Origin of the sequence: Streptomyces sp. NPDC058469 (assembly GCF_042721125.1) — a bacterium.
In the GTDB taxonomy this organism is placed as follows: domain Bacteria; phylum Actinomycetota; class Actinomycetes; order Streptomycetales; family Streptomycetaceae; genus Streptomyces.
This window is the reverse complement of sequence record NZ_JBHXME010000066.1, coordinates 22,536-44,844: the sequence shown is the minus strand read 5'-3', so window position 1 is coordinate 44,844 and position 22,309 is coordinate 22,536. Positions and strand designations below refer to the sequence as shown.

Here is a 22,309-nt window from a genome sequence, read left to right as displayed (position 1 = left end):
GAACTCACCCAGTGTGCAGGCGCTGTTACGGTGCGGCCGCGTCGATCGCCTTCACGATCCGCTTGTCGGAAACCGCGTACGCCGTGCCCAGCGCGTGGGCGAAATAGCTGACCCGGAGCTCCTCGATCATCCAGGGGATGTCCCGGACGGAGGAGGGCACCGGGCGGCCCTGCGGGAGTTGCTCCAAGAGCCACGCGTACTCGTCCTGCATCTCGTGGACCTTCTCCATGCGTGTGGTGTCCCGCTGGACCCCCGTCGGCATCTGCTGGAGACGACGGTCGGCGGCCACCAGGTAGCGCATCAGGTCGGGCAGGCGACGTATCCCCGCCGCCGTGACGAAGCCCGGCTTCACGAGGGCGTCCAACTGGGCGCGTACGTCCGCGAGGTTGGGGAGGAGGGCGGGGCTGTGCGCTGCCTTCAGGCGGCGCTCACAGGCCTGCCAGGCGGCCAGCACCTGTTGGACCTGGCTCACGGCACGGACCGTCGTGTCGACGATCTCCGCTCGCACCTTCTCGTAGAGCTTCCGGTACGACTCCTCGTCCCACGCCGGCCCGCCGAAGTCACCGATCAGCTTGTCGGCCGCGGCCATCGCGCAGTCGTCGAACAGCGCCTGGCTCGAACCGTGCGGATTCGCGGACAGGGCGAGCTTCTGCGCGTTCGTGAGCTTCTCGGACGCGAACTTCGCCGGGTTGACCGGGATGTTGCGCACGATGAGCCGGCGCGTGCCCTTCCACATCGCCTCCGCCTGCTCCTCCTCCGTGTCGAAGAGCCGTACGGAGACGGTGTCGCCGTCGTCGACCAGCGCCGGGTACGCCTTCACCGGCTGGCCGGCCCGGCGGGTCTCGAAGACGCGGGTGAGCGAGCCGATCGACCAGTCGGTGAGGCCCTTGCGCTCCAGGGACTCCCCGCCCTCGCGCTCGGCCGTCGCCGCGGCCGCCTGCGAGATGGCCTGGCGCGCCTTCGGCTTCAGCCAGACCTTCAGCGCCTCCAGGTCCTTGTCCTCGGCGATCTTGCGGCGCCGTTCGTCGACGATCCGGAAGGTGATGAGGAGGTGGTCCGGGACCTTCGACCAGTCGAAGTCGTCGGCGGTGAAGGGGACTCCGACCATGCGCTTCAACTCGCGGGCCATGGTGGTCGGCAGAGGTTCCTGGAGCGGGACCGCGGCTGCCAGGAAGCGCTGGGCGAAGTTCGGGGCCGGGACGTAGTTGCGGCGGATCGGCTTCGGGAGGGAGCGGATCAGCTCCGTCACGACCTCCTCCCGCAGGCCCGGGATCTGCCAGTCGAAGCCCTCGTCCGTGACCTGGTTGAGGACCTGGAGCGGGATATGGACCGTGACACCGTCCGCGTCCGCACCCGGCTCGAACTGGTACGTCACCCGGAACTTCAGCCGCCCCTGATGCCAGGAGTCCGGATAGTCGTCCTTGCTGATGTCCCCCGCGCGCTCGTTGATGAGCATCGAGCGCTCGAAGTCCAGGAGTTCGGGCTCCTCATGGTGCTTGTGCTTCCACCAGGAGTCGAAGTGGGCGCCGGAGACGACGTGTTCGGGCACCCGCTGGTCGTAGAAGTCGTAGAGCGTCTCGTCGTCGACCAGGATGTCCCGGCGCCGGGCGCGATGCTCCAACTCCTCGACCTCGGTGAGGAGTCTGCGGTTGTCGGCGAAGAACTTGTGGTGCGTGCGCCAGTCGCCCTCGACGAGCGCGTTGCGGATGAACAGCTCGCGGGACGCCTCCGGGTCGATCCGGCCGTAGTTCACCTTGCGCTGGGCGATGATCGGGACGCCGTAGAGCGTGACCTTCTCGAAGGCCATCACGGCCGCCTGGTCCTTCTCCCAGTGCGGTTCGCTGTACGTCCGCTTCAGGAGGTGGCCGGCGAGGGGCTCGACCCACTCGGGCTCGATCTTGGCGTTGACGCGCGCCCAGAGGCGTGAAGTCTCCACCAGCTCCGCCGACATGACGAAACGCGGGGTCTTCTTGAAGAGCGCCGAACCCGGGAAGATCGCGAACTTGGCGCTGCGGGCGCCCAGATACTCGTTCTTCGCGCCGTCCTTCACGTCCTTCATGCCGATGTGCGAGAGCAGACCCGCGAGGAGGGAGACGTGGACGCTGTGCTCGGCCGCGTCCTCCTCGTTGAACTGGATGCCCATCTGCTTGGCGACCGTGCGGAGTTGGCTGTAGATGTCCTGCCACTCGCGGATCCGCAGGAAGTTCAGGTACTCCTGCTTGCACATGCGACGGAAGGCCGACGAGCCGCGCTCCTTCTGCTGCTCGCGGATGTACCGCCACATGTTCAGGAACGCGAGGAAGTCGCTCGTCTCGTCCCGGAAGCGCGCGTGCTGCTGGTCGGCCTGGGTCTGCTTGTCGGCGGGACGCTCGCGCGGGTCCTGGATGGAGAGCGCGGCGGCGATCACCATGACCTCGCGCACACAGCCGTTCTTGTCGGCCTCCAGCACCATGCGGGCGAGCCGCGGGTCGACCGGGAGTTGGGCCAGCTTGCGGCCCGTCTGCGTGAGCCGGTTGCGCGGGTCCTTCTCGCCCGGGTCCAACGCGCCCAGTTCCTGGAGGAGTTGGACACCGTCGCGGATGTTGCGGTGGTCCGGCGGATCGATGAACGGGAACTTCTCGATCTCACCGAGACCGGCCGCGGTCATCTGCAGGATCACGGACGCGAGGTTCGTCCGGAGGATCTCGGCATCGGTGTACTCCGGGCGGGCGAGGAAGTCCTCCTCGGAGTAGAGCCGGATGCAGATGCCGTCCGACGTACGACCGCAACGGCCCTTGCGCTGGTTGGCACTTGCCTGGCTGACCGCCTCGATGGGCAGCCGCTGCACCTTCGTACGGTGGCTGTAGCGGCTGATCCGGGCGAAGCCGGGGTCGATGACGTACTTGATGCCCGGGACGGTGAGCGAGGTCTCGGCGACGTTGGTCGCCAGAACGATCCTGCGGCCGGTGTGCTGCTGGAACACGCGATGCTGCTCGGCGTGCGAGAGCCGGGCGTAGAGCGGGAGGACTTCCGTGAACCGGTAGTTCTTCTTCGTCAGCGCGTCCGCCGTGTCGCGGATCTCGCGCTCGCCGGACAGGAAGACGAGGATGTCGCCCTTGCCCTCGCCCTGAAGCTCTTCCACGGCATCGCAGATCGCGGTGATCTGATCGCGGTCGGAGTCCTCGGACTCGTCCTCCAGGAGCGGGCGGTAACGCACCTCGACCGGATACGTCCGGCCGCTGACCTCGATGATCGGGGCCTCGCCGAAGTGCCGGGAGAAGCGCTCGGGGTCGATGGTCGCCGAGGTGATGACGACCTTCAAGTCCGGCCGCTTGGGCAGCAGTTGGGCGAGATAGCCGAGGAGGAAGTCGATGTTGAGGGACCGCTCGTGGGCCTCGTCGATGATGATCGTGTCGTAGGCGCGCAGTTCGCGGTCGGTCTGGAGTTCGGCGAGCAGGATGCCGTCCGTCATCAGCTTGATGAACGTCGACTCCTGGTTCACCTGGTCCGTGAAACGGACCTTCCAGCCGACGGCCTCGCCGAGCGGGGTGTCCATCTCCTCCGCGATGCGCTCGGCGACGGTGCGCGCGGCGATACGGCGGGGCTGGGTGTGCCCGATCATGCCGCGGACGCCGCGGCCGAGTTCGAGACAGATCTTGGGGATCTGGGTGGTCTTGCCGGAGCCGGTCTCACCGGCCACGATCACGACCTGGTGATCACGGATCGCTGCCGCGATGTCCGCCTTCTTCTGGCTGACCGGCAGTTGCTCCGGATACGAGATCGCGGGGATACGGCGGCGCCGCTCGGCCATCCGCTCCTCGCCGCGGGCCACCTCGGCCTCGATCTCGGCGAGCACGGCAGCGCGGGCCTCCGGTTTACGGATCTTGCGCGCGCCTTCGAGCCTGCGCCCGAGCCGGTGCGCGTCGCGCAGAGTCAGCTCGGTCAGGCGGGGGGCGAGGTCGCCGAGGGCGGGAGCGCCGGGTGCGGAGGCGGGGTGCGTAGACATACGCCGTCCAGGATCTCACCTCGCCGAAATTCCTGGCGAACGAATTGTCCGCGACGGCTCGGCGGGTTGCCTGCGACGGCTCGGCAGGGGTCGTGCGGGTGGGTCAGGGTGCCGTTGTCGGAGCAGTGGGGGAGGGGATGGTGGCCGTTCCCGGGGGCTCCGCCCCCAGGCCCCCGTCGGCCTGAACGGCCTCGTCCTCAAGCGCCGGACGGGCTGAATTCTGCCGACCGGCGTCTTGCTGCCTGGCCGCTTCCTTGGACATCGACTGGGCCGTGTTCGACACGGCCTTGATGCCCAGGTACGCCGTCGTCAGGCTGGCCATCGCCGTGAACGCCGAGGTCAGGACGCCTACGATCACCGCCCGGTCGCCGTTCAACTGCCATACGCCGAACATCGCCACCACGGTGATCCCGACATTGCTGAGAATCACCGCGAGCAATCCGTACCGAGCCCGCACCTTCTCCAGGTCCGTGTCCCGGATGCCTCTCGCCTCGTCCTGGCTCATCGCGCCCCGCCCCGTGGTTCCGGTTACGACGAAAGCCCCGTCCCGGTGGGACAGGGCTTTCGATCCGGTGGCTGGGGCCGGGGTCGAACCGGCGACCTATCGCTTTTCAGGCGATCGCTCGTACCAACTGAGCTACCCAGCCACGAGATTCCTTGCGGAACCTCAGCGGTCCTGACGGGATTTGAACCCGCGGCCTCCACCTTGACAGGGTGGCGAGCACTCCAAGCTGCTCCACAGGACCAAGCTGTTGCGCGCGAACTGGCAGAGCCAGTGTCGCACACGGTATTGCGTGCCCCCAACGGGATTCGAACCCGTGCTACCGCCTTGAAAGGGCGGCGTCCTGGGCCACTAGACGATGAGGGCCAACTTCCGTACTGCTCTGCTTCGTCTAGGTGTCCCAGGAGGACGTGAGAAGCATGTGACTCCGCTTTCCCCCGAAGGGTTCTGCTTCTCCTGGCTCCCTGCGGAGTTTCGGACGGTCAAGCCCTGACCGGCGCCCTTGGGCACGACGAGACTGTACTACGGCGTTTGGGCCGGAGCCAAACCGAAAAGACGCCGTGTGCTCAGGGCAGGTTCTCCTTCGGGAGGTGGCGGCTGACCTCTGCCGTCGTCAGGCCCAGGCCGCCGAGTTTGATCTCGTCCCAGGCCTGGAGGCGGTGGGTGTCGCGGTCGATGTAGAGGATCGACGCCTCGATCGGGTCGGGGTACTTGCCCTCCACCGCGCGCAGGCCGCTGCCGCCCGTCGAGCCCTCGATGCGCAGCCGGGTGCCGTGCTTCATGACCTCGGTGCCCTCGTGGTGGAGGTGCCCGGCCAGGACCAGCGGGACCTCGCCGTCGGTCTTGCGTGCCGCCGACGGTTCGTGGACCAGGGCGATGTCGACCGGGGTGCCGGCGGCCCGCTGGTCGCGGAGAGCGGAGGCGAGCTGGTCGCCGGCGAGTTCCTCGGCCGCGTTGCCGCCCGTGGCGACCGAGCGGTCGGGGGTGAACTGGGGGTCGCCGATGCCCGCGAAGCGCACACCCGCGACCGTCTCCGCGCGGCCCGCGTCCAGGACGTGCACGTTCTTGATGTGTCCGAGGTAGCGCTGGGTCGCGAGGGAGTCGTGGTTGCCCCTGACCCAGACGTAGGGCGCGCCCAGGTCGGCGATCGGGTCGAGGAAGCCGTTCTCGGTCGTCGTGCCGTGGTCCATGGTGTCGCCGGTGTCGACGATCACGTTCACCTTGTACTGCTCCACCAGCGACGCGATGATCTTCCAGCTCGCGGGGTTCAGGTGGATGTCCGAGACGTGCAGCACGCGGATCGTGCCCGGGTCCGGCTGGTACGCGGGGAGCGTGGACGTGACGTCGTAGAGCTTGGTCACGTTCGTCACCAGGCGGGCCAACTCCTTCTGGTAGACGTCGAATTCGGTGACGATGTTGCGTGCGTTGCCGACCAGGGACGGGGCGGAGGAGAGCAGGCCGGAGAACTTCGGTTCCAGGATCGACTTGGGGTTCCAGGTCGCGTAGGCCGTCGCTCCTGACGCGGCGAGGAGGGCCAGGGCCAGGCCGCCGGCCGCGATGGCTCGGCGGGGGCGGCGGTAGACCGCGAGGCCGAGGGTCGTCGCGCCCAGGACTACGGCCGCGCACGACCGTACGGCCAGGTCGAGGGTGCCGTGTTCGACGTCCCGGGCGACCTCGTCCTGGAGGCCGGAGATGCGCTCGGGGTGGTCGACGAGGGCCTGGGAACGCTCCGGGTCGAGTTGGTCGACGTTGACGTCCAGGCGGACGGGGGCGTGGTGGCTGTCGAGGGACAGGGCGCCGAGCGGGGAGACGTTGATCTTCGTGCCGCCGGTGAGGGACGGGCGCAGGGTCATGGTCGTGTTCATGGGGCCGACCTGGGTCCGTACGTTGCCCACGATCAGCAGGCCGAGCCAGGCCCCGAGGACGACGACCATGACGAGGCCGAGGGCGCGGGGCCAGGGGTGGGGCTGGGGGACGAGTTCGACGGTGGGGCGGGGACTGCGGGCGCGGTAGTGGCGGGTCAGGGCGTGCTGGGCTCGGCGGAGGCGGTTCAGGGCTGCGACGGGGACGCTGGCCATTGGTCCCGTATGCCCAGGGGTGGGGGCAGGTATGCGGGACGGGTCGTGGGAGTGGGGTCAGCCCCAGCCGAGTTCGTGCAGGCGCTCGTCCTCGATGCCGAAGTGGTGGGCGACTTCGTGGACGACGGTGACGGCGACCTCGTGGACGACGTCCTCCGTGGTCGCGCAGTGGCGGAGGGTCGGGCCCATGTAGATCGAGATCCGGTCGGGCAGGACCCCGGCGTACCACTCGCCGCGTTCGGTGAGCGGTGTCCCCTCGTAGAGGCCGAGCAGCTCGGGGTCGGACGGTTCGGGTTCGTCCTCGACGAACACGGCCACGTTGTCCATGACCCGCGTCAGCTCCGGCGGGATCCGGTCCAGGGCCTCACTCACCAGCTCTTCGAACGCCTCGCGTGTCATTTCCAGCACAGGCCCATTGTCCGGGACGAACGCCGGTTCGGGGCGGCGGTCGCGCATGTGGGTCCCTGCGGTCGCGTAGGTGGGGCGTGGAGGTGGGGGATCAGGGCGGCTGTGCGTTCCATCTGCCGGCGCTGGGAGGGCAGGTCCAGGGCGGCCAGGCGGGTGACGAGGTGCCGGGCGCCGGCGGTGACGTACCGGTTCAGGCGGTCGGTGACCTGCTCGGCGGTGCCTGCGACGACTGCCTGGATCCTCTCCAGTTCGGGCAGGGGCATGCCGTAGGCGGCGCGGGCGTAGTCGGCGAGGGCGGCTCGGGCGGATTCCGGGTCGTCGTCGATTCGTACGGTGACGAAGAGGGCCGGGGTGATGTCCCCGGGAGTGCGGCCCGCGGCGGTCGCCGCCTGGTGGATGTCGTGCAGGCCGGTCGTGTAGTCGGCGGGGTCGGGTGGGTAGGGGAGCCAGCCGTCGTAGAGGCGGCCGGTGCGGGTCAGTGCCGTCGGGGTGGCGCCGCCGAGCCAGATGGGCGGGCCGCCGGGACGGGACGGTCGTAGCGAGGGCGGGATGTCGGTGAAGTGGTGGAACTCGCCGCGGAAGGAGTCGGCGCCCCGCCACAGCGCCCGCCACAGCTCGACTGTCTCGTCGAGGCGGGCGAAGCGGCGTGGCCAGGGGACCTCGGAGAGGTCGTAGAAGGGGCGTCCGAAGCGGCCGGGGTAGCCGGCGCCGACCGCGAGCGCGAGGCGGCCGCCGGAGAGGAGGTCGATCGACGCGAGGGACTGGGCGGCCTGGATCGGGCGGCGCAGGAACGGGAGCAGGGCGCCGGTGCCGAGGGTCGCCGTCTCGGTCGTCGGGGCGAGGGCGGCGAGCATCGTCAGGGCTTCGACGCGGGGGCTGATCAGGGAGTCGTTGACGAAGAGGGAGGTGAAGCCGAGGTGTTCGGCGGTGCGGCCGAGGGCGATCAGTTCGCGTGGGTCGTCGTCCTTGGCCCACTGGGCGGTTCCGGTCGGGAGCAGTACGCCGATGTCCATGCCGGTGATGTTCGTGACCGGCCGGCATGGCTTCAATTCCCTGCGGGGAATGGCCGGTTGGCGTGGGGCGTCGTAGAACTGGGTGGTGGACTTCTGCCAGGTGCTCCGTGAACGTCGTACGGGTCGTCGGCTCAGTCAGCTGGAGTTGGCGCTGCGGGCCGGTACCACTCAGCGGCATGTCAGTTTCGTGGAGTCGGGGCGGTCCGCGCCGGGGCGGGCGATGGTCGTACGGCTGGCGGAGGCGCTCGAACTGCCGTTGCGGGAGCGGAACGAGTTGCTGTCGGCGGCCGGGTTCGCGCCGGTGTACGCGGAGAGTTCGCTGGATGATCCGGTGCTGGCTCCGGTGCGGGCGGCGATCGGGCACATCCTGCGGGGGCATCTGCCGTACCCGGCCCTGGTCGTGGACCGGGTCGGAGATCTGGTCGCCGCGAACAGCGCGTTCGGGGTGATCACCGAGGGGGCGGCGGCCGAGCTGCTGGGGCCGGGGGCGAACGTGTACCGACTGGCGCTGCATCCGGACGGGTTGGCGCCGCGGATTCTCAATCTCGCGGAGTGGGCACGGCACATCCTGGCCCGGCTTGGGCAGTTGGGGGAGCTGCGGGCGGAACTTGCCGGGTACGTGCCCGAACTTGGTTCGGCGGAAGGGCAGTTGGGGTTCGCGGTGCCGTTGCGGCTGCGGTCGTCGTACGGCGAGCTGCGGTTGATGACGACCGTGACGACCTTCGCGACCGCTGTGGACGTGACGCTCGCGGAGCTGAAGTTGGAGGCGTTCCTGCCGGCGGACGCGGCGACGGCGGAGGCGTTGGCGGCTGCCGCGTCCGCGGTGGGGGATCAGGCTCCGGGGAACATGTAGTCCGTGCGGATGCGGCCGTCGGTGTCGAGTACGAGCACCTCCAGGCCGCCGCCGACCACATCGCCGCTGCCGACGGCCACCGTGTCCCAGTGGAACCGGATCAGACCGTCGAGGCGTACGGCGTCGGTGCGTGGCCGGAAGGTGAACTCGCCCTTCTCGACGAACCGTTCGTACCCGCGTGTGACACGGATCTCGATGGCGTCGTACCCGTGGGCCCGCAGGGTCGGGTGGTCGAACCCGAGGCCCGCGGCGATCTCGCGGATCTCGGCGGGCGGCTGGAGGACGTGCGTGCCGTCCTCGGTCCAGAGGCTCTCGATCGCCGCCCGGCGGCGGGTGGCGTCCGGTTCCGTCCACTGGGCGATGTAGCGGGCCGCCAGACGTCGGGGGTCGGTCTCGGTCATCCGTGGCTCCTTGAGGAAATCCCTGCGAGGCTGGTCGGTTCGCGGTCGATCGTGCGGGGTGCGCGGGGAGGGGGCAATTCCCGGCCAGGAATGGGCGACGGCCGCGCGGCGCGTGTCTTCCGGTGGGCGGTGGGAGTTGAGAGGGGGACTCCCTTTTTCCGCCCTCGGAGGTGGCCCCGTGCGCCCCATGTACGTACCCGTCCGTCTGGCCGCCGCGGTCGCCGTCGTCGCCGCTGCCGCCGGCTGTATGAGCGTGGGCGACGACGCGGGCGGCGGTGCCAAGCCGTCCCACTCGGCCGGGCAGCATGCCGGTGAGGCGCCCGACGGCGGTTCGGGGGTGCCGGGGGGCGGGCTCGGGTTCGGCGGTTCGGCGGGGGACGGGAAGCACGGGCACGGGAAGCCGGAGCCGGGGGAGTCGGCCTCGGGCTCGGCCTCGCCGTCCGCGCCGGGGGGTGCGGCGTGTCCGTCCGCCTCCAAGGCGCCCGGACCGGGCACGAGCGGGAAGCCGGGGGCGCCGACCACGGCCGCGCCGCAGCCGACCCCGACGCGGACCACCCCGTCCCCCGACCCGACGCCGCCCCCGCCGCCGCAGTCCCCCAGCCCGACCGTCGCGGAACCCTCGTCGTCGGCCCACGAGGACCCCGCACCGCAGCTCGTGGACCGTGAACCGGCGCCCGCGGCCGGGTCGCCGGCCTGAGTCGCCGGCCTGAGGTGCGTGTGACGCACGTCAATCCGGGCCGGTTTGCCTTGGGGGGTGGTGGGTGCGTAAGGTGGTAGATCGTTTGATCCCATTGCCCGGCGCCACTGTAGAGCGCGCCGTGTGGCGCGTACTCTCCCTTGCCGTGGCGGACCGCATTGAGGCGGTCGATAGCGAATCACGGAGTTGACGGGCGCGTGCCGACGGATACTCCGGAAGGTTTCGCATTCGCATGTCCATTTCCAGTACTGATCACATCGTCATGCCCGAGAACGAGAACGAGGGCGACGAGACGGCCGTAGAGGCCACCACCGAGGCGGCCCCCGAGGTCACCTTCGCGTCCCTCGGTCTCCCCGAGGGCATCGTGCGCAAGCTCGCGCAGAACGGTGTGGTCGCCCCCTTCCCGATCCAGGCGGCGACCATCCCGGACGCCCTGGCCGGCAAGGACATCCTCGGCCGCGGCCGCACCGGCTCCGGCAAGACCCTCTCCTTCGGTCTGCCGCTGCTGGCGACGCTGTCCGGCGGCCACACCCAGAAGAAGCGCCCGCGCGGCATCATCCTCACCCCGACCCGCGAGCTCGCGATGCAGGTGGCGGACGCCCTGCAGCCCTACGGCGACGTCCTCGGCCTGAAGATGAAGGTCGTCTGCGGCGGTACGTCGATGGGCAACCAGATCTACGCCCTGGAGCGCGGCGTCGACGTCCTCGTCGCCACCCCGGGCCGCCTGCGCGACATCATCAACCGCGGCGCCTGCTCCCTGGAGGACGTGCGCATCGCGGTCCTCGACGAGGCCGACCAGATGTCGGACCTGGGCTTCCTGCCCGAGGTCACCGAGCTGCTCGACCAGATCCCGGCCGGCGGCCAGCGCATGCTGTTCTCGGCGACCATGGAGAACGAGATCTCCACGCTGGTCAAGCGCTACCTCAAGGACCAGGTCACGCACGAGGTCGACAGCGCGCAGGGCAACGTCACGACGATGTCCCACCACATCCTCATCGTGAAGCCCAAGGACAAGGCGCCGGTCACCGCCGCGATCGCCTCCCGCAAGGGCCGCACGATCATCTTCGTCCGCACCCAGCTGGGCGCCGACCGCATCGCCGAACAGCTGCGCGACTCCGGTGTGAAGGCCGACGCGCTGCACGGCGGCATGACGCAGGGCGCCCGTACGCGGACGCTGGCGGACTTCAAGGAGGGTTACGTCAACGCGCTCGTCGCGACCGACGTGGCCGCCCGCGGTATCCACGTCGACGGCATCGACCTGGTCCTGAACGTGGACCCGGCCGGCGACCACAAGGACTACCTGCACCGCGCGGGCCGCACGGCGCGTGCCGGTCGTACGGGCACGGTTGTTTCCCTTTCCCTCCCGCACCAGCGCCGTCAGATCTTCCGGCTGATGGAGGACGCGGGCGTCGACGCCGGGCGTCACATCATCAACACCGGTACGGCCTTCGAGCCCGAGGTCGCCGAGATCACCGGCGCCCGTTCGATGACCGAGGTCCAGGCCCAGTCGGCGGGTGACGCCGCGCAGCAGGCCGAGCGCGAGGTCACCCAGCTCACCAAGGAACTGGAGCGGGCCACGCGCCGCGCGTCCGAGCTGCGCGAGGAGTCCGACCGCCTGATCGCCCGCGCCGCGCGCGAGCGGGGCGACGACCCGGAGACCGCGGTCGCCGAGGCCGCCGCGGTGGTGGAGGCCGCGGCAGCGGCGACCGAGCAGTCGGCCGCCGCCGAGGCGCCGGTGCGCGAGGAGTCCTCTTCCTACGACCGTCCGCGCCAGCAGCGTGACGACCGCGGCAACTACGAGCGCCGTGACCGTCGTGACGGTGACCGCGGTGGCCGTTCCTTCGAGCGTCGCGACGACCGCCCCTCGGGTGGCTTCCGTGGCGGCAACGACCGCGGCAACGACCGTGGCGGCCGTTCTTTCGAGCGTCGTGACGACCGTCCGTCCGGTGGTTTCCGCCGTGACGACCGCGGTGGCAGCGACCGTCCGTCCTCGGGCGGCTTCCGTCGCGACGACCGTCCCTCGACCACCGGTCACCGGGGCAGCGACCGCCCGTTCAACCGTGACCGCCAGGGCGGCGACCGCCCCGGCGGCCACGACCGTCCGGGCCACCGCGGCACCACCGGCACGGGCACCGGCACCGGTTCCTTCGGCCGCCGCGACGACAAGCCCCGCTGGAAGCGCAACGGCTGAGGTCATGTGACCTGACGTAGTGCGGTGGCCCCTGCCCGGGTTCGGGTGGGGGCCACTTGCTTGTGCGCGGGTTCCTGCGTGTGGGTTCCGTTGGTTGGGTTCTTGTGCGCGGGTTCTTGTGCGAGGGTTCTTGTGCGAGGGGGCGCTTTTTGGCCACATCGAGTCCTTATCGATTCCTTAAGTGGCGCATGTCACGCCCCCGGTGAGGGAATCGCTGGGGGCATGACAGATGACGCCATAGCGAGTGGGCTGTCAAAGGGAGATCCCCCCGGTCTCTCCGACGAAGAACGGCTTGCCCAACTCGGCTACACGCAGGTTCTCGCCCGCCGCATGTCGGCGTTCTCCAACTACGCGGTCTCCTTCACGATCATCTCGGTCCTGTCGGGCTGCCTGACGCTGTATCTGTTCGGCATGAACACGGGCGGCCCGGCCGTGATCATGTGGGGCTGGGTGGCCGTAGGCCTGATGACGCTGTTCGTCGGCCTGTCGATGGCCGAGATCTGCTCGGCCTACCCGACGTCGGCGGGCCTGTACTTCTGGGCCCACCGCCTGGCGCCCCCGCGCACGGCGGCGGCCTGGGCGTGGTTCACGGGCTGGTTCAACGTGCTCGGCCAGGTCGCCGTGACCGCCGGCATCGACTTCGGGGCGGCGTCGTTCCTGGGCGCGTACCTGAACCTCCAGTTCGACTTCACGGTGACGCCGGGCCGGACAGTGCTCCTGTTCGCGGCGATCCTGATCCTCCACGGCCTGCTGAACACGTTCGGCGTGAGGATCGTCGCCCTCCTCAACAGCGTGAGCGTGTGGTGGCACGTGGTCGGTGTCGGCGTGATCGTCGGCGCGCTGACCTTCGTCCCCGACCACCACCAGTCGACGACCTTCGTCTTCACGAAGTTCGTGAACAACACGGGCTGGGGCAGCGGGGTCTATGTGGTGTTGCTGGGCCTGCTGATGGCGCAGTACACCTTCACCGGCTACGACGCCTCGGCCCACATGACGGAGGAGACCCACGACGCGTCGACGGCGGGCCCGAAGGGGATCGTCCGCTCCATCTGGACGTCATGGATAGCCGGCTTCGTACTGCTGCTGGGCTTCACGTACGCGATCCAGTCGTACAACGGGGAACTGAAGTCGGCGACGGGCGCACCCCCGGCCCAGATCCTCCTCGACGCCCTGGGAGCGACCTCGGGGAAGCTGCTCCTCCTAGTGGTGATCGGCGCCCAGCTCTTCTGCGGGATGGCGTCGGTGACGGCCAACAGCCGCATGATCTACGCCTTCTCACGCGACGGCGCGCTCCCCTTCTCGCACGTCTGGCACACGGTGAACCCGCGCACCCGGACACCGGTCGCGGCGGTGTGGCTGGCGGCGGCGGGCGCGCTGGTGCTGGGCCTGCCGTACCTGATCAATGTGACGGCGTACGCGGCCGTCACGTCCATCGCCGTGATCGGCCTCTACATCGCGTACGTCATCCCGACGCTGCTGCGGCTGGGCAAGGGGGACGCGTTCGAGCGGGGGCCGTGGCATCTGGGCCGTTGGTCGCGGCCGATCGGGGTGGTGTCGGTGGTGTGGGTGGCCGTGATCACGATTCTGTTCATGCTGCCCCAGGTCTCGCCGGTCACGTGGGAGTCCTTCAACTACGCGCCGGTGGCGGTACTGGTCGTCCTCGGTTTCGCGGCGGCCTGGTGGTTCGCCTCGGCCCAGCACTGGTTCCTGAACCCGGAACACGCCCGCACGAAGGCGCGGGAGGCGGCGCGGGCGGGGGCGCCCGAACCGGTAGATCCGTAACACTCCGGACCCACCCGGCCGCCTTCCCCTCATCCGGCGCGGCCGTGTCCCCGATACCCGATCGGGAGACACGGCCACCTCCCGCTATGCTCGGGGAGGCAACATCGCCTGGGCCCTTAGCTCAATTGGCAGAGCAGTGGACTTTTAATCCATTGGTTGTGGGTTCGAGTCCCACAGGGCCTACGGTGCGGGTGACGGGGGTATCCCCTTTGACCTGCTGTGCAGCGTCCGGGTCGGCTTCGGCTGGCTCGGGCGCTGCTTCGTTTTCGGGGGCTTGCGTGTACGAGTGCGCAGTGCGGCATGGTGGACCGACATCACGACCGCGCGGACAGCCTGGGGGCGAGCAGCTCCAGCACTTCCTCCCAGCGGTAGCGGTCGGCTCCGCCTGCGGCCTTGGGTCGGTGAGGTTCGTACGAGGCGATCAGGACGCCCATTTCGCGCAGTCGTTCCAGGCTCTGGCGGTACGCGGGGTGGGCGGCCTGGGCCGAGTTCAGGTACGGCAGTACGGCGATCGGTACGTCCATGGCGGGTGCTTCGCACAGGATGCCCAGGGCGAGGTTGTCGGAGATCCCGGCGGCCCACTTGTTGACGGTGTTGAAGGTGGCCGGGGCGACCGCGATCGCATCTGCGGGCCGGGTTGGGCGTGGTTCTCCCGGTGATCGCCAGGCTGAGCGGATGGGGTGGCCTGTCTGCGCCTCGATCGCCCCCGCGTCGAGGAAGTCGAGTCCTTGTGGAGTGGCGACGACGCCGACGTCCCAGTGCCGTTCCTGTGCCGCGGTGATCAGCTTTCCGACATCGGTTGCGACACCGGCCGCGCAGACCACGATCTGGAGGAACGGCTTGTCGGGCTGTACGTCCATCAGGTTCTCTCCATAGAGGTTGTAGGTCCAGGCTCGGAGGGGGCCCCGAGGCTTGCCCGGATCACCCTGTCGCTCGTGCGCAGAGCCGCCGTCAGTTCTCCTTGCAGTTGGTCCGGGATGGTTCCCGCTCCGAGGGCACAGGTACTCACCAGCGCACGGCAGTCCTGCGCTTGCCGGTCTGTGGCGATCGCGGTGAACAGAGGGTGCGCCAGGTTCTCGCGGGCCGCGTAACCGTCTTCGGCGTCCGTCATCCTCCGGTGCAGGTCGTCGACGATGCGGTAAGCGGCGGGTGCCCCGGCGGAACCGATCGCGTCGAGGACGGTAAGTCCGAGCCGGGTGTCGAAGACGGTCATCCCGGGTTCGCTCTTCCGCTCGGAGTAGGTCGTCACCAGGCCCGCCAGGCGGCCGTCGAACGGTTGCCGGGCGTCTCGGCGGCACAGGACGGACAGGCTTGTGGTGACGGCTTGCTCCCATGGATCGCCGGGCATCGTGGCGGCGAGGAGAGCAGTGGCCTGTGCCGTGTCACCCTCAACAAGGCTGGCCAGTACGGCGACTTGGCGCCCGTCGAGCATTCGCTTGCCTACGCCGCGGTGAGCTTCGATGTGTGTCAGGGCCTCGGCCCAGCGTCCCTCGGTGGTGAGGGTCCGCGTGCCGTCGGCGAGGAGCACACGCCACAGCCACGCCCGGACTTCCTGGCGGTCCTCGTCGGTCGCAGTGAGGTCCGCCGGTACCGCGATGCCCTCGAACCGAGCCGCTGCGCCCGCGCCGACGGCCTCGTAAAGGTCGAGCAGTCGTTGACGTCCGTCGTCGCCGTGGCCTGCACGGATCTGGAGGCGGGCGAGGTTGACGACCGGTTCCAGCCCTCGAATTGCACTCATGCCGGGCAGCGGGCAGGCGTGGAGGTAGGCGGCGGCGTGCTGGTGGCACATCTCGCGTGCGAGGTCGGGGAGGCCGAGATCGGAGGCGATGAGCGCGGCTTGGTTGTAGACGGCTGATGCGAGGCCCTGGTCGGTCTTGTTCGCTGCGGTGTGGGCCAGGTCGGTGAGGGCGCGTACGCGCTGCGGCAGAGGCAGGCAGGCGGGCCGGAACCGGGCAACGAGTGGGAAGCGCTGGGCTACGGGTCCGTGCGGGCCCATGGACTCCCCGGGCGTGAGTGGGAACTGGTGAGGAGACGGTGGCCGCCAGTCGTACGCCGGCGGCCACCTTCCGCTACGTGCCGGGCATCACTGCCAGTCGACGACGATGCGGTTCAGCGGGGTGTCGAGAGCGAAGAGGCCGGGGCGCTGGTCGATGGCGGGGGCGTCGAGGGGCTGGATCTCGAACTTGGCCTCGCGGCTGCGGTATTCGCGGTCCCAAGCGCGGATGGCGTCGGCGACCTTCGCGGCCAGCTCGTCGCTGCCGGGGCCGTGGCCGATGACCCCGAACTCCCAGAGCTTGCCGCCCTCGGGGGTCTTCTCCTTCGACGGGCGCCGCGCCAGGTAGGTGACGGCGCCCTTGTCCACGACAGCGGTGGAGGAGGGGTAGGGGTCTTCGGTGAGCAGGGCGCCCTTGGCGCTCTGAGGGAACAGCATTCGGATCAGGCCGGAGGGGAGGGAGCAGGTGACGAACAGTTCCATCCACTCCGGTGACTCCATGGCCTGGACTGTCATGCCGGTCCATTCCTCGGTGCGCGGCTGGTCGAGGACACCGGTAAGAGCGTCGGCGTTGATGTTCTGCCCGGCGGGGCCTGGAGCCGTACGGTGCCGTCGGTGCTGAGGGGGATGGTTCGGCGGTCGTCGTCGGCGATGCCCCGCCTGAGCGGCATGAAGGTGTTCATCTCGCTGCCGAGGGAGGCCCATCGGCCGTCGCGCTGCTCGTAGGCGATGGAGCGGGAGACCGTGCCCTTGAGTCGCTGGGGGACGAGGAGCCGTCCGCCGGGGGCGAGTTGCCGCAGCCAGGCGTGCGGTACGCCGTGGGCGCCGACGGTGGCGATGATCCGGTCGTACGGTGCCCCCTCGGCGTAGCCGAGTGCTCCGTCGCGGGTTACGGCCTCGACGTTGGTGATCCCGGCGGCGGCGAGGTGTGTGCGGGCGCCGTCCACGAGGTCGTCGTCGACGTCGAGGGTGGTCACGTGTCCACTCTCGCCGACCAGGTGGGCGAGCAGTCCGGCGTTGTAGCCGGTGCCGGCACCGAGTTCGAGGACGCGCTCGCCGGGTTGGACGCCCAGCTGGTCCAACATGAGGGCGACGACGCTCGGCTGGGAGGCGCAGGAGATCGATGTGCCGTCGGCGTCGTACTTGATGTGCACCGGCGCGTTGGCGTAGGCGTCTTCGAGTGACGCGTCGGGCACGAACACGTGGCGGGGCACGCTCCGCAACGCGCTCTCGACGGCGGTCGTCCGGGCGTGCCCGTCCGCGCGCAGCTGGTCGACCAGGGCGTTGCGGAGACGCTCGGCGTCCGCCGCGGGGGTGGCGATCGTGTCGGTGTTCACCGCCCTGACGCTATCGACGCCGGCGTTTGCCGCGCCGGTCGACGCGGTGTTGTCACTCGTTCCCATGACTACCTCTCGTGCGATGTTGGACAGTGCGCTCTGGTCGTCCCGGAGGAGACCGGCGCGGTTGGCGTGGAAGATCACGTGGTGGGCGATGACGGCTCGCAGGCCGCGGGTGAGCCCGGCACTCGCGGCGAGGGAAGCGAGTGCAGTGCCCGCCCTCTCGAAGGCGGAGACCCAGTCGTCGTGCCCTGCGAGTGGGCCGTTGGGGCGGCACAGTCCGCGGGCTTCGGTGGTCATCAACTTCCGCATCGCGGGCACCAGTTCGGCAACCCGCCCGATGGGCGGAGGAGTGGCGGTCGGCTCCGCCGGCGTCTCGCTGACCCGCCTCACCGTCAGCCAGCTGTCAGGGGCCGACTTCAGCAGCGTGGCCGGTGCGCGGAACGTCACGCTCGCCGACGACGTCTTCGAGGGCGGCGGTGTCTCAGCCGCAGGTACTACGGGGATCGACCTCGCGGGCGACACCCTCTCGACGGTCTGCGGCGACGCGATCAGTCTGACCGACGGCAGTTCGGGGTCGGTGGAGAACACGGTCGCGCTTCCCCTCGGCACGACGACGTGCTCCGGCACCCCGGCCGAGATCACGGTGGACGCCGCCTCCGCCGCTCAGGTCACCGCGGACTACAACGCGGTCAACCCGTCGTCGACCGGGGCCGACTACGACTGGGCCGGCACCGTGTACGCCACCGCGCAGGCGTTCCGGGCAGCCACCGGACAGGGCACCCACGACCTGGATCAGACGAATCTGACGCTCCCCGGGTTCGGGCTGCCCGCGGAGCACTCACCGCTCGTCGACTCGGCCGACTCCGACGCTCCCGGTGAGCTGTCCACGGACATCGACGGCCGTTCCCGCGTCGACGACCCGCTGGTCCCCGACACCGGTACGGGCGCCGGCCACGACGACCGGGGTGCCACGGAGTTCCAGGACCCGCTCACCGCGAGCGGGATCGACATGACCTCAGGCGGGTACGTCGGTCTTCCGGTCACCGCCAGCGCGCAGTTGAGCAATCCGTGGTCGGACTCGACGGCCGGATTCACGTACACCTTCGACTTCGGCGACGGCACCACCGCCACCTCCACCACCGGCTCGGCCACGCACACCTACACCCAGGCCGCCGGGAGCAGTGGAGTCGAGGTCGTCGTGGTGGTGGACAGGGCCGACGGCAAGAGGGTCGGCGCCGCCGACCTCCGGTATGCGGTGGATCCGGTACCGGACCTCACCTCGACCGTCGGCTGTGCGACCAGCCCCTCGGCGCCGGACACCGCCGGCTGCTACTACGACGTCGACTCCGATCCCTACGCGATCACCAGTGACCGGATCACCTACGGCGACGGCTCGACGGCCGTCTCCGTCACCGCTCTCAGCGACACGGTGGAGCACACCTACGCGGCCCCCGGCACGTACACCGTCACGCAGACGATCACCGACTCCGGCGGGCGGACCACCACCACGACCACCAAGGCCACGGTCGGCGCGGCCTTCGTCACCGCGGGCCCCGAGCGGCTGCTGGACACCCGGTCCGGGACGGGCGCGCCCAAGCGGCCGGTCGGCCCCGGCGGCGTGATCCGGCTGAAGGTCCTCGGCGTGGGCGGCATCCCGGCGTCCGGGGTGACGGCGGTGACCCTGAACATCACCGACGCGGGCGCCACCGCCGTCGGCTATATGACGGTCTACCCGGACGGCACCACCCGCCCGAACGCCTCGAACCTCAACTTCCAGACCGGACAGGACAACCCGAACCTGGTCACTGTCAAGGTGGGCGCCGACGGCTACATCGACCTCTACAACGCGCACGGCGACGTCAACCTCATCGCCGACCTGGCGGGTTACTACACCACGACCAAGCCCAGCAGCGACGACCCGTACATGTCCGGCCTGGCCGCGGTGACCCCGACGCGGGTGCTGGACACGCGCAACGGCACCGGCGCGCCCAAGGGCGAGGTAGGGCCCGGCAGCACCACGACCGTCACCCTGCCGACGTACGCCCAGGGCGAGGCGACCGTCGGCGCCGTCCTCAACGTCACCGTGACCGGAGGCACCGGCAGCGGCTACATCACCGTCGCCTGCGACGGCCCCAACCCGCCGACCACGTCCACCCTCAACTACCGGGCCGGGCAGACCGTCTCCAACCTGGCCGCCCCCTGCGCGTACTCCGGCACGCTCCACATCTACAACAGCGCCGGGCACGTCCACCTGATCGCCGACCTCCAAGGGGCGTACACCAACGACCTGGCGAACTCGGGCGATGACCCGGACGCCCCCCGCGGCGGCCCCTTCGTGGGGACCACACCGACCCGTTTCCTCGACACCCGCGACGGCCTGGGCGCACCGGACAAGTCGCTGGGCGCGGGCGGCACCCTCACCGTGAAGGTCGCCGGTGTCGACGGGGTCCCCGCGGGAGCCTCGGCCGTGCTGGTCAACCTGACGGGCGTCGCTCCGACCGTCAACACCCACCTGACCGCCTACGGCGACGGAAGCCTGCCGAACGTGTCCAACGACAACCTGACGGCGGGCCAGACCCGACCGATCCTCGCCGTGGTTCCAGTGGGAGCAGACGGCTCCATCCACATCTACAACGCGCTCGGCTCGGTCAACGTCGTCGCCGACCTGGAGGGCTACTTCGGCTGACGCGTCGGCGGTCGTCCTCGCTCGGCCTCGCTCGTCCTCGCTCGTCCTCGCTCGTCCTCGCTCGGCCGTGTGAGCGAGCGATGCGGGTCCGATGCGTGAGCGGACGCGGCGATCGGCGCGCGCGACAGCAGGCCATGCCCAGGCCGTTCAGGGCGAGGGCCGGGAGCTGCCCCGAGGCGAGCCGGTCAGCCATCGTGGAGACGCGTTCACTGTTGCCGAAGACCTCACGTACTCGTGCACGGGGCGTCACTCTGTGCTCCGCGCTGCCGCAGGAGGGCGGGCGTCTGTCGCGTAGGGTCGAGGGAACACAGGGATCATGACGCCTACGCGGCAGGGTTCACCGACGCGGCTGAACCCGTGCCACCGAAGGGACACGCACCGTGGCTCAGCCCACGCCCGGCGATCAGCTCAACGCCCTCCAGCCCGCCTACCCCTCCATGACCCTCCTGGCCGCCGCCGTCATCGTCCACGACAAGGCCGCGGGCCGTGTCCTCGTCCTCCAGCGGGGCGAGCACGCCAAGTTCGGTCGTGGGATGTGGGATCTCCCTGTCGGCAAGAGAGAATCCGGTGAGCCCGTCACCGAGACCGCCGTGCGCGAGCTGTACGAGGAGACCGGGGTCGTCGTGGAGGCGGAGTCGCTGAAGGTCGTGCATGTCATCCATGCCGCCCTCGGGGTCGAGGCGCCCAGCGGGTTTCTCACCGTCGTCTTCGTCACCGACAAGTGGACCGGCGAACCCGAGAACCGTGAACCCCTCAAGCACGCGCAGGTCCGGTGGGTCCAAGTCGACGCCGTGCCCGAGGAGTTCGTGAGGGGCAATGGGCGGGCGCTTCGGCAGTACCTCGACGGCGTCGAACCGCAGGTGTCCCTGCACGGGTGGGCGTGAGCGTCGGGAGTAGGTTGAGCGGATGTCCACGTCGCCGGTGATCCTGTTGCTGTCGGGGAGTCTACGGGCCGGCTCCTCCAACGAGGCCGTGCTGCGCACCGCTTGTGCCGTGGCGGCGGACGTGAGGGTGGGCGCCGTGCTGTACGGCGGTCTCGCGGAGCTTCCGCACTTCAACCCTGATGACGACACCGACCCGTTGCCGGCGTCCGTGGCCGGACTGCGGGCGGGGTGGCTCGCGTCGTTGCGCGGGGTGGCCGATGCCGTGCCGGTCTCCAGGCCGCCCAGCAGGGTCGCGCCGGCCGCGACAGCCGCCGTACGGCCGAGGAGGTCGCGGCGGTCGAGGCCTTCGGGGGAGGGCGTCGGGTGTTGTGTGTCTCGCGGGTCCACTGAGTCTCCCGGTCAGTTGAGGACGGGTCGCCTCATGCTGTTGCGGGGGTCCGGGAACCGCCTAGCCTGCGGTCGTTACTCACAGCTTCCATCGGTGCAACTTAGGTTGCGTGGTGGAGGGGTTGACAGCCGTGGTGCTCAATTCACCCATCACAAGGCCGACTTGATCGTGCGCAGCACCGCGTCCGCCATGCCCCGCTCCCCTCGCGCGTTCGGGTGCACCGGCGCCGCGGGGCTCTCCGGTACGAGCGGTTCGATCCAGCGGGTGTCCTTCGCCGCGCAGGCGCTGTGGTCGGCGGACGGCGTGTACGTGTCGACGTAGCCGGCCCCCGCCGTCGAAGCCCGTTGCCGCAGCATCGAGTTGAGCTGTTGCTCCTTCTCCCGGAGGAAGGTCACGTCGCCCGGTGCGAGGGACATCTCCCGGCCGCAGTCGGCGCCGTCGGCCGGCAGGATCGCCGGGTACGAGACGACGTAGACCCGGGCCTCGGGGGCGCGGCGTCTGACCTCCTCCAGTACCCGGGTGAGCCGGGCGCCCGCCGTGTCGATCTTCTTCTTCACCGCGTCGGAGTCCCCGGTGACGTAGTTCCGTTCGCAGGGCGCGTCCTCGTCGATGTACTTGCCGCTGCCCGTCATCTCGTACAGCGCGCCCATCGCCACGCACCGTTTGATCATCGAGCTGAAGTCGATGTCGTTGCCGCCGATGCCGAGGGTGACCAGGCGGGTGGTGGACGAAAGCGCCCTGAGCTGGGGCGAGTTGGTGCCGTCGTTCGTGTTCTGCGCTGCCGTGAGGTCGGTGGTCGTGGCGCCGCTGCAGCTCACATCGTGGAAGTCCCCTCCCTTCAGGCCGAGTTCGGCGGCCACGAGGGCCGGGTAGTTGCCGGCGGAGCGGTCGCAGCCGGCGGGGGTGCCGGTGGGGTCGGTGATGCCGGGTCCGGCGGTGTAGGAGTCGCCGAGGGCCACGTACGGGCCCTTCGACGGGGCCGAGTAGGCGATGCCGGTGTGGCTGTCGTCGTTGCCGTCGCCGCCGCGGGTGACCAGGACGACGGTGAGCAGCGTGCCGCAGGCGAGGAGCCCGGCCACTCCGGCCTGTATGGAGGTTTTCAACGAAG

Annotated in this window: 15 protein-coding genes, 4 tRNA genes and 1 pseudogene; 7 read left to right on the top strand and 13 right to left on the bottom strand. The window is 69.9% G+C overall.

What is annotated here, in order from left to right:
* Positions 1-25 precede the first annotated feature (25 nt).
* From hrpA to ACFWP5_RS26420, 8 genes are all read right to left on the bottom strand, one after another.
* Positions 26-3,985 carry an ATP-dependent RNA helicase HrpA gene (gene hrpA, locus ACFWP5_RS26455; RefSeq protein ID WP_384161392.1) on the bottom strand — a complete coding sequence of 1,320 codons (3,960 nt, stop codon included), beginning with the start codon at positions 3,983-3,985 and terminating at the stop codon, positions 26-28.
* A 103-nt stretch (positions 3,986-4,088) separates the two neighbouring features.
* On the bottom strand, positions 4,089-4,490 hold the full coding sequence (locus ACFWP5_RS26450; protein ID WP_384161389.1) for a hypothetical protein: 402 nt from the start codon (positions 4,488-4,490) through the stop codon (positions 4,089-4,091).
* Positions 4,491-4,558: 68 nt separating this feature from the next.
* Positions 4,559-4,632, bottom strand: a tRNA-Phe gene (locus tag ACFWP5_RS26445).
* Positions 4,633-4,656: 24 nt separating this feature from the next.
* Positions 4,657-4,731: transfer RNA gene (locus tag ACFWP5_RS26440), tRNA-Asp, on the bottom strand.
* A gap of 49 nt (positions 4,732-4,780) precedes the next feature.
* Positions 4,781-4,853 (bottom strand) — tRNA-Glu (locus tag ACFWP5_RS26435).
* A 200-nt stretch (positions 4,854-5,053) separates the two neighbouring features.
* Positions 5,054-6,565, bottom strand: coding sequence for a metallophosphoesterase (locus tag ACFWP5_RS26430; protein ID WP_384161386.1), 1,512 nt, complete (start codon positions 6,563-6,565; stop codon positions 5,054-5,056).
* 57 nt (positions 6,566-6,622) lie between these two features.
* Positions 6,623-6,973, bottom strand: coding sequence for a metallopeptidase family protein (locus ACFWP5_RS26425; protein ID WP_384161383.1), 351 nt, complete (start codon positions 6,971-6,973; stop codon positions 6,623-6,625).
* On the bottom strand, positions 6,961-7,986 hold the full coding sequence (locus tag ACFWP5_RS26420) for an LLM class flavin-dependent oxidoreductase (RefSeq protein ID WP_384161380.1): 1,026 nt from the start codon (positions 7,984-7,986) through the stop codon (positions 6,961-6,963). Before ACFWP5_RS26420 ends, ACFWP5_RS26425 begins: the two co-directional genes overlap by 13 nt.
* Positions 7,987-8,071: 85 nt before the next feature.
* Here ACFWP5_RS26420 and ACFWP5_RS26415 point away from each other — a divergent pair, with 85 nt between their 5' ends.
* A complete protein-coding gene (locus tag ACFWP5_RS26415; protein WP_384161377.1) occupies positions 8,072-8,839 on the top strand; it encodes a helix-turn-helix domain-containing protein in 768 nt (255 codons plus the stop codon).
* On the opposite strand, the gene ACFWP5_RS26410 is transcribed toward ACFWP5_RS26415, so the two are convergent.
* Positions 8,818-9,240: a hypothetical protein gene (locus ACFWP5_RS26410; RefSeq protein WP_384161374.1), complete on the bottom strand. Its 423-nt coding sequence runs from the start codon at positions 9,238-9,240 to the stop codon at positions 8,818-8,820. The genes ACFWP5_RS26415 and ACFWP5_RS26410 overlap by 22 nt on opposite strands.
* 187 nt (positions 9,241-9,427) lie before the next feature.
* Here ACFWP5_RS26410 and ACFWP5_RS26405 point away from each other — a divergent pair, with 187 nt between their 5' ends.
* From ACFWP5_RS26405 to ACFWP5_RS26390, 4 genes are all read left to right on the top strand, one after another.
* Positions 9,428-9,937 carry a hypothetical protein gene (locus ACFWP5_RS26405; protein ID WP_384161371.1) on the top strand — a complete coding sequence of 170 codons (510 nt, stop codon included), beginning with the start codon at positions 9,428-9,430 and terminating at the stop codon, positions 9,935-9,937.
* A 232-nt stretch (positions 9,938-10,169) separates the two neighbouring features.
* Entirely contained in the window at positions 10,170-12,128 is a 1,959-nt protein-coding gene (locus ACFWP5_RS26400; RefSeq protein ID WP_384161368.1) for a DEAD/DEAH box helicase, read from the top strand.
* A gap of 222 nt (positions 12,129-12,350) precedes the next feature.
* Positions 12,351-13,910 (top strand): amino acid permease, encoded by a 1,560-nt coding sequence (locus ACFWP5_RS26395; protein ID WP_384161365.1) that lies wholly within the window; start codon positions 12,351-12,353, stop codon positions 13,908-13,910.
* Positions 13,911-14,020: 110 nt separating this feature from the next.
* A tRNA-Lys gene (locus tag ACFWP5_RS26390) sits at positions 14,021-14,093 on the top strand.
* Positions 14,094-14,224: 131 nt separating this feature from the next.
* On the opposite strand, the gene ACFWP5_RS26385 is transcribed toward ACFWP5_RS26390, so the two are convergent.
* The 3 genes and pseudogenes from ACFWP5_RS26385 to fxlM form a co-directional block, all read right to left on the bottom strand.
* Entirely contained in the window at positions 14,225-14,770 is a 546-nt protein-coding gene (locus tag ACFWP5_RS26385; RefSeq protein WP_384161362.1) for a flavoprotein, read from the bottom strand.
* Positions 14,770-15,906, bottom strand: a complete 1,137-nt coding sequence (locus ACFWP5_RS26380) for a hypothetical protein (RefSeq protein ID WP_384161359.1) — start codon at positions 15,904-15,906, stop codon at positions 14,770-14,772. Before ACFWP5_RS26380 ends, ACFWP5_RS26385 begins: the two co-directional genes overlap by 1 nt.
* Before the next feature lie 87 nt (positions 15,907-15,993).
* Positions 15,994-17,585, bottom strand: a pseudogene (gene fxlM / locus ACFWP5_RS26375) (methyltransferase, FxLD system); the annotation flags it as partial.
* Between fxlM and ACFWP5_RS26370 the strand changes: the two are divergent.
* Together ACFWP5_RS26370 and ACFWP5_RS26365 are read left to right on the top strand one after the other, a co-directional pair.
* A complete protein-coding gene (locus ACFWP5_RS26370) occupies positions 17,533-19,929 on the top strand; it encodes a PKD domain-containing protein (protein ID WP_384161357.1) in 2,397 nt (798 codons plus the stop codon). The pseudogene fxlM and the gene ACFWP5_RS26370 overlap by 53 nt on opposite strands.
* A 380-nt stretch (positions 19,930-20,309) precedes the next feature.
* Positions 20,310-20,813: an NUDIX domain-containing protein gene (locus ACFWP5_RS26365; RefSeq protein ID WP_384161354.1), complete on the top strand. Its 504-nt coding sequence runs from the start codon at positions 20,310-20,312 to the stop codon at positions 20,811-20,813.
* 537 nt (positions 20,814-21,350) lie between these two features.
* Here ACFWP5_RS26365 and ACFWP5_RS26360 read toward each other — a convergent pair.
* Complete coding sequence (locus ACFWP5_RS26360; RefSeq protein ID WP_384161351.1) at positions 21,351-22,304, bottom strand: SGNH/GDSL hydrolase family protein; 954 nt, start codon at positions 22,302-22,304, stop codon at positions 21,351-21,353.
* Positions 22,305-22,309 lie beyond the last annotated feature (5 nt).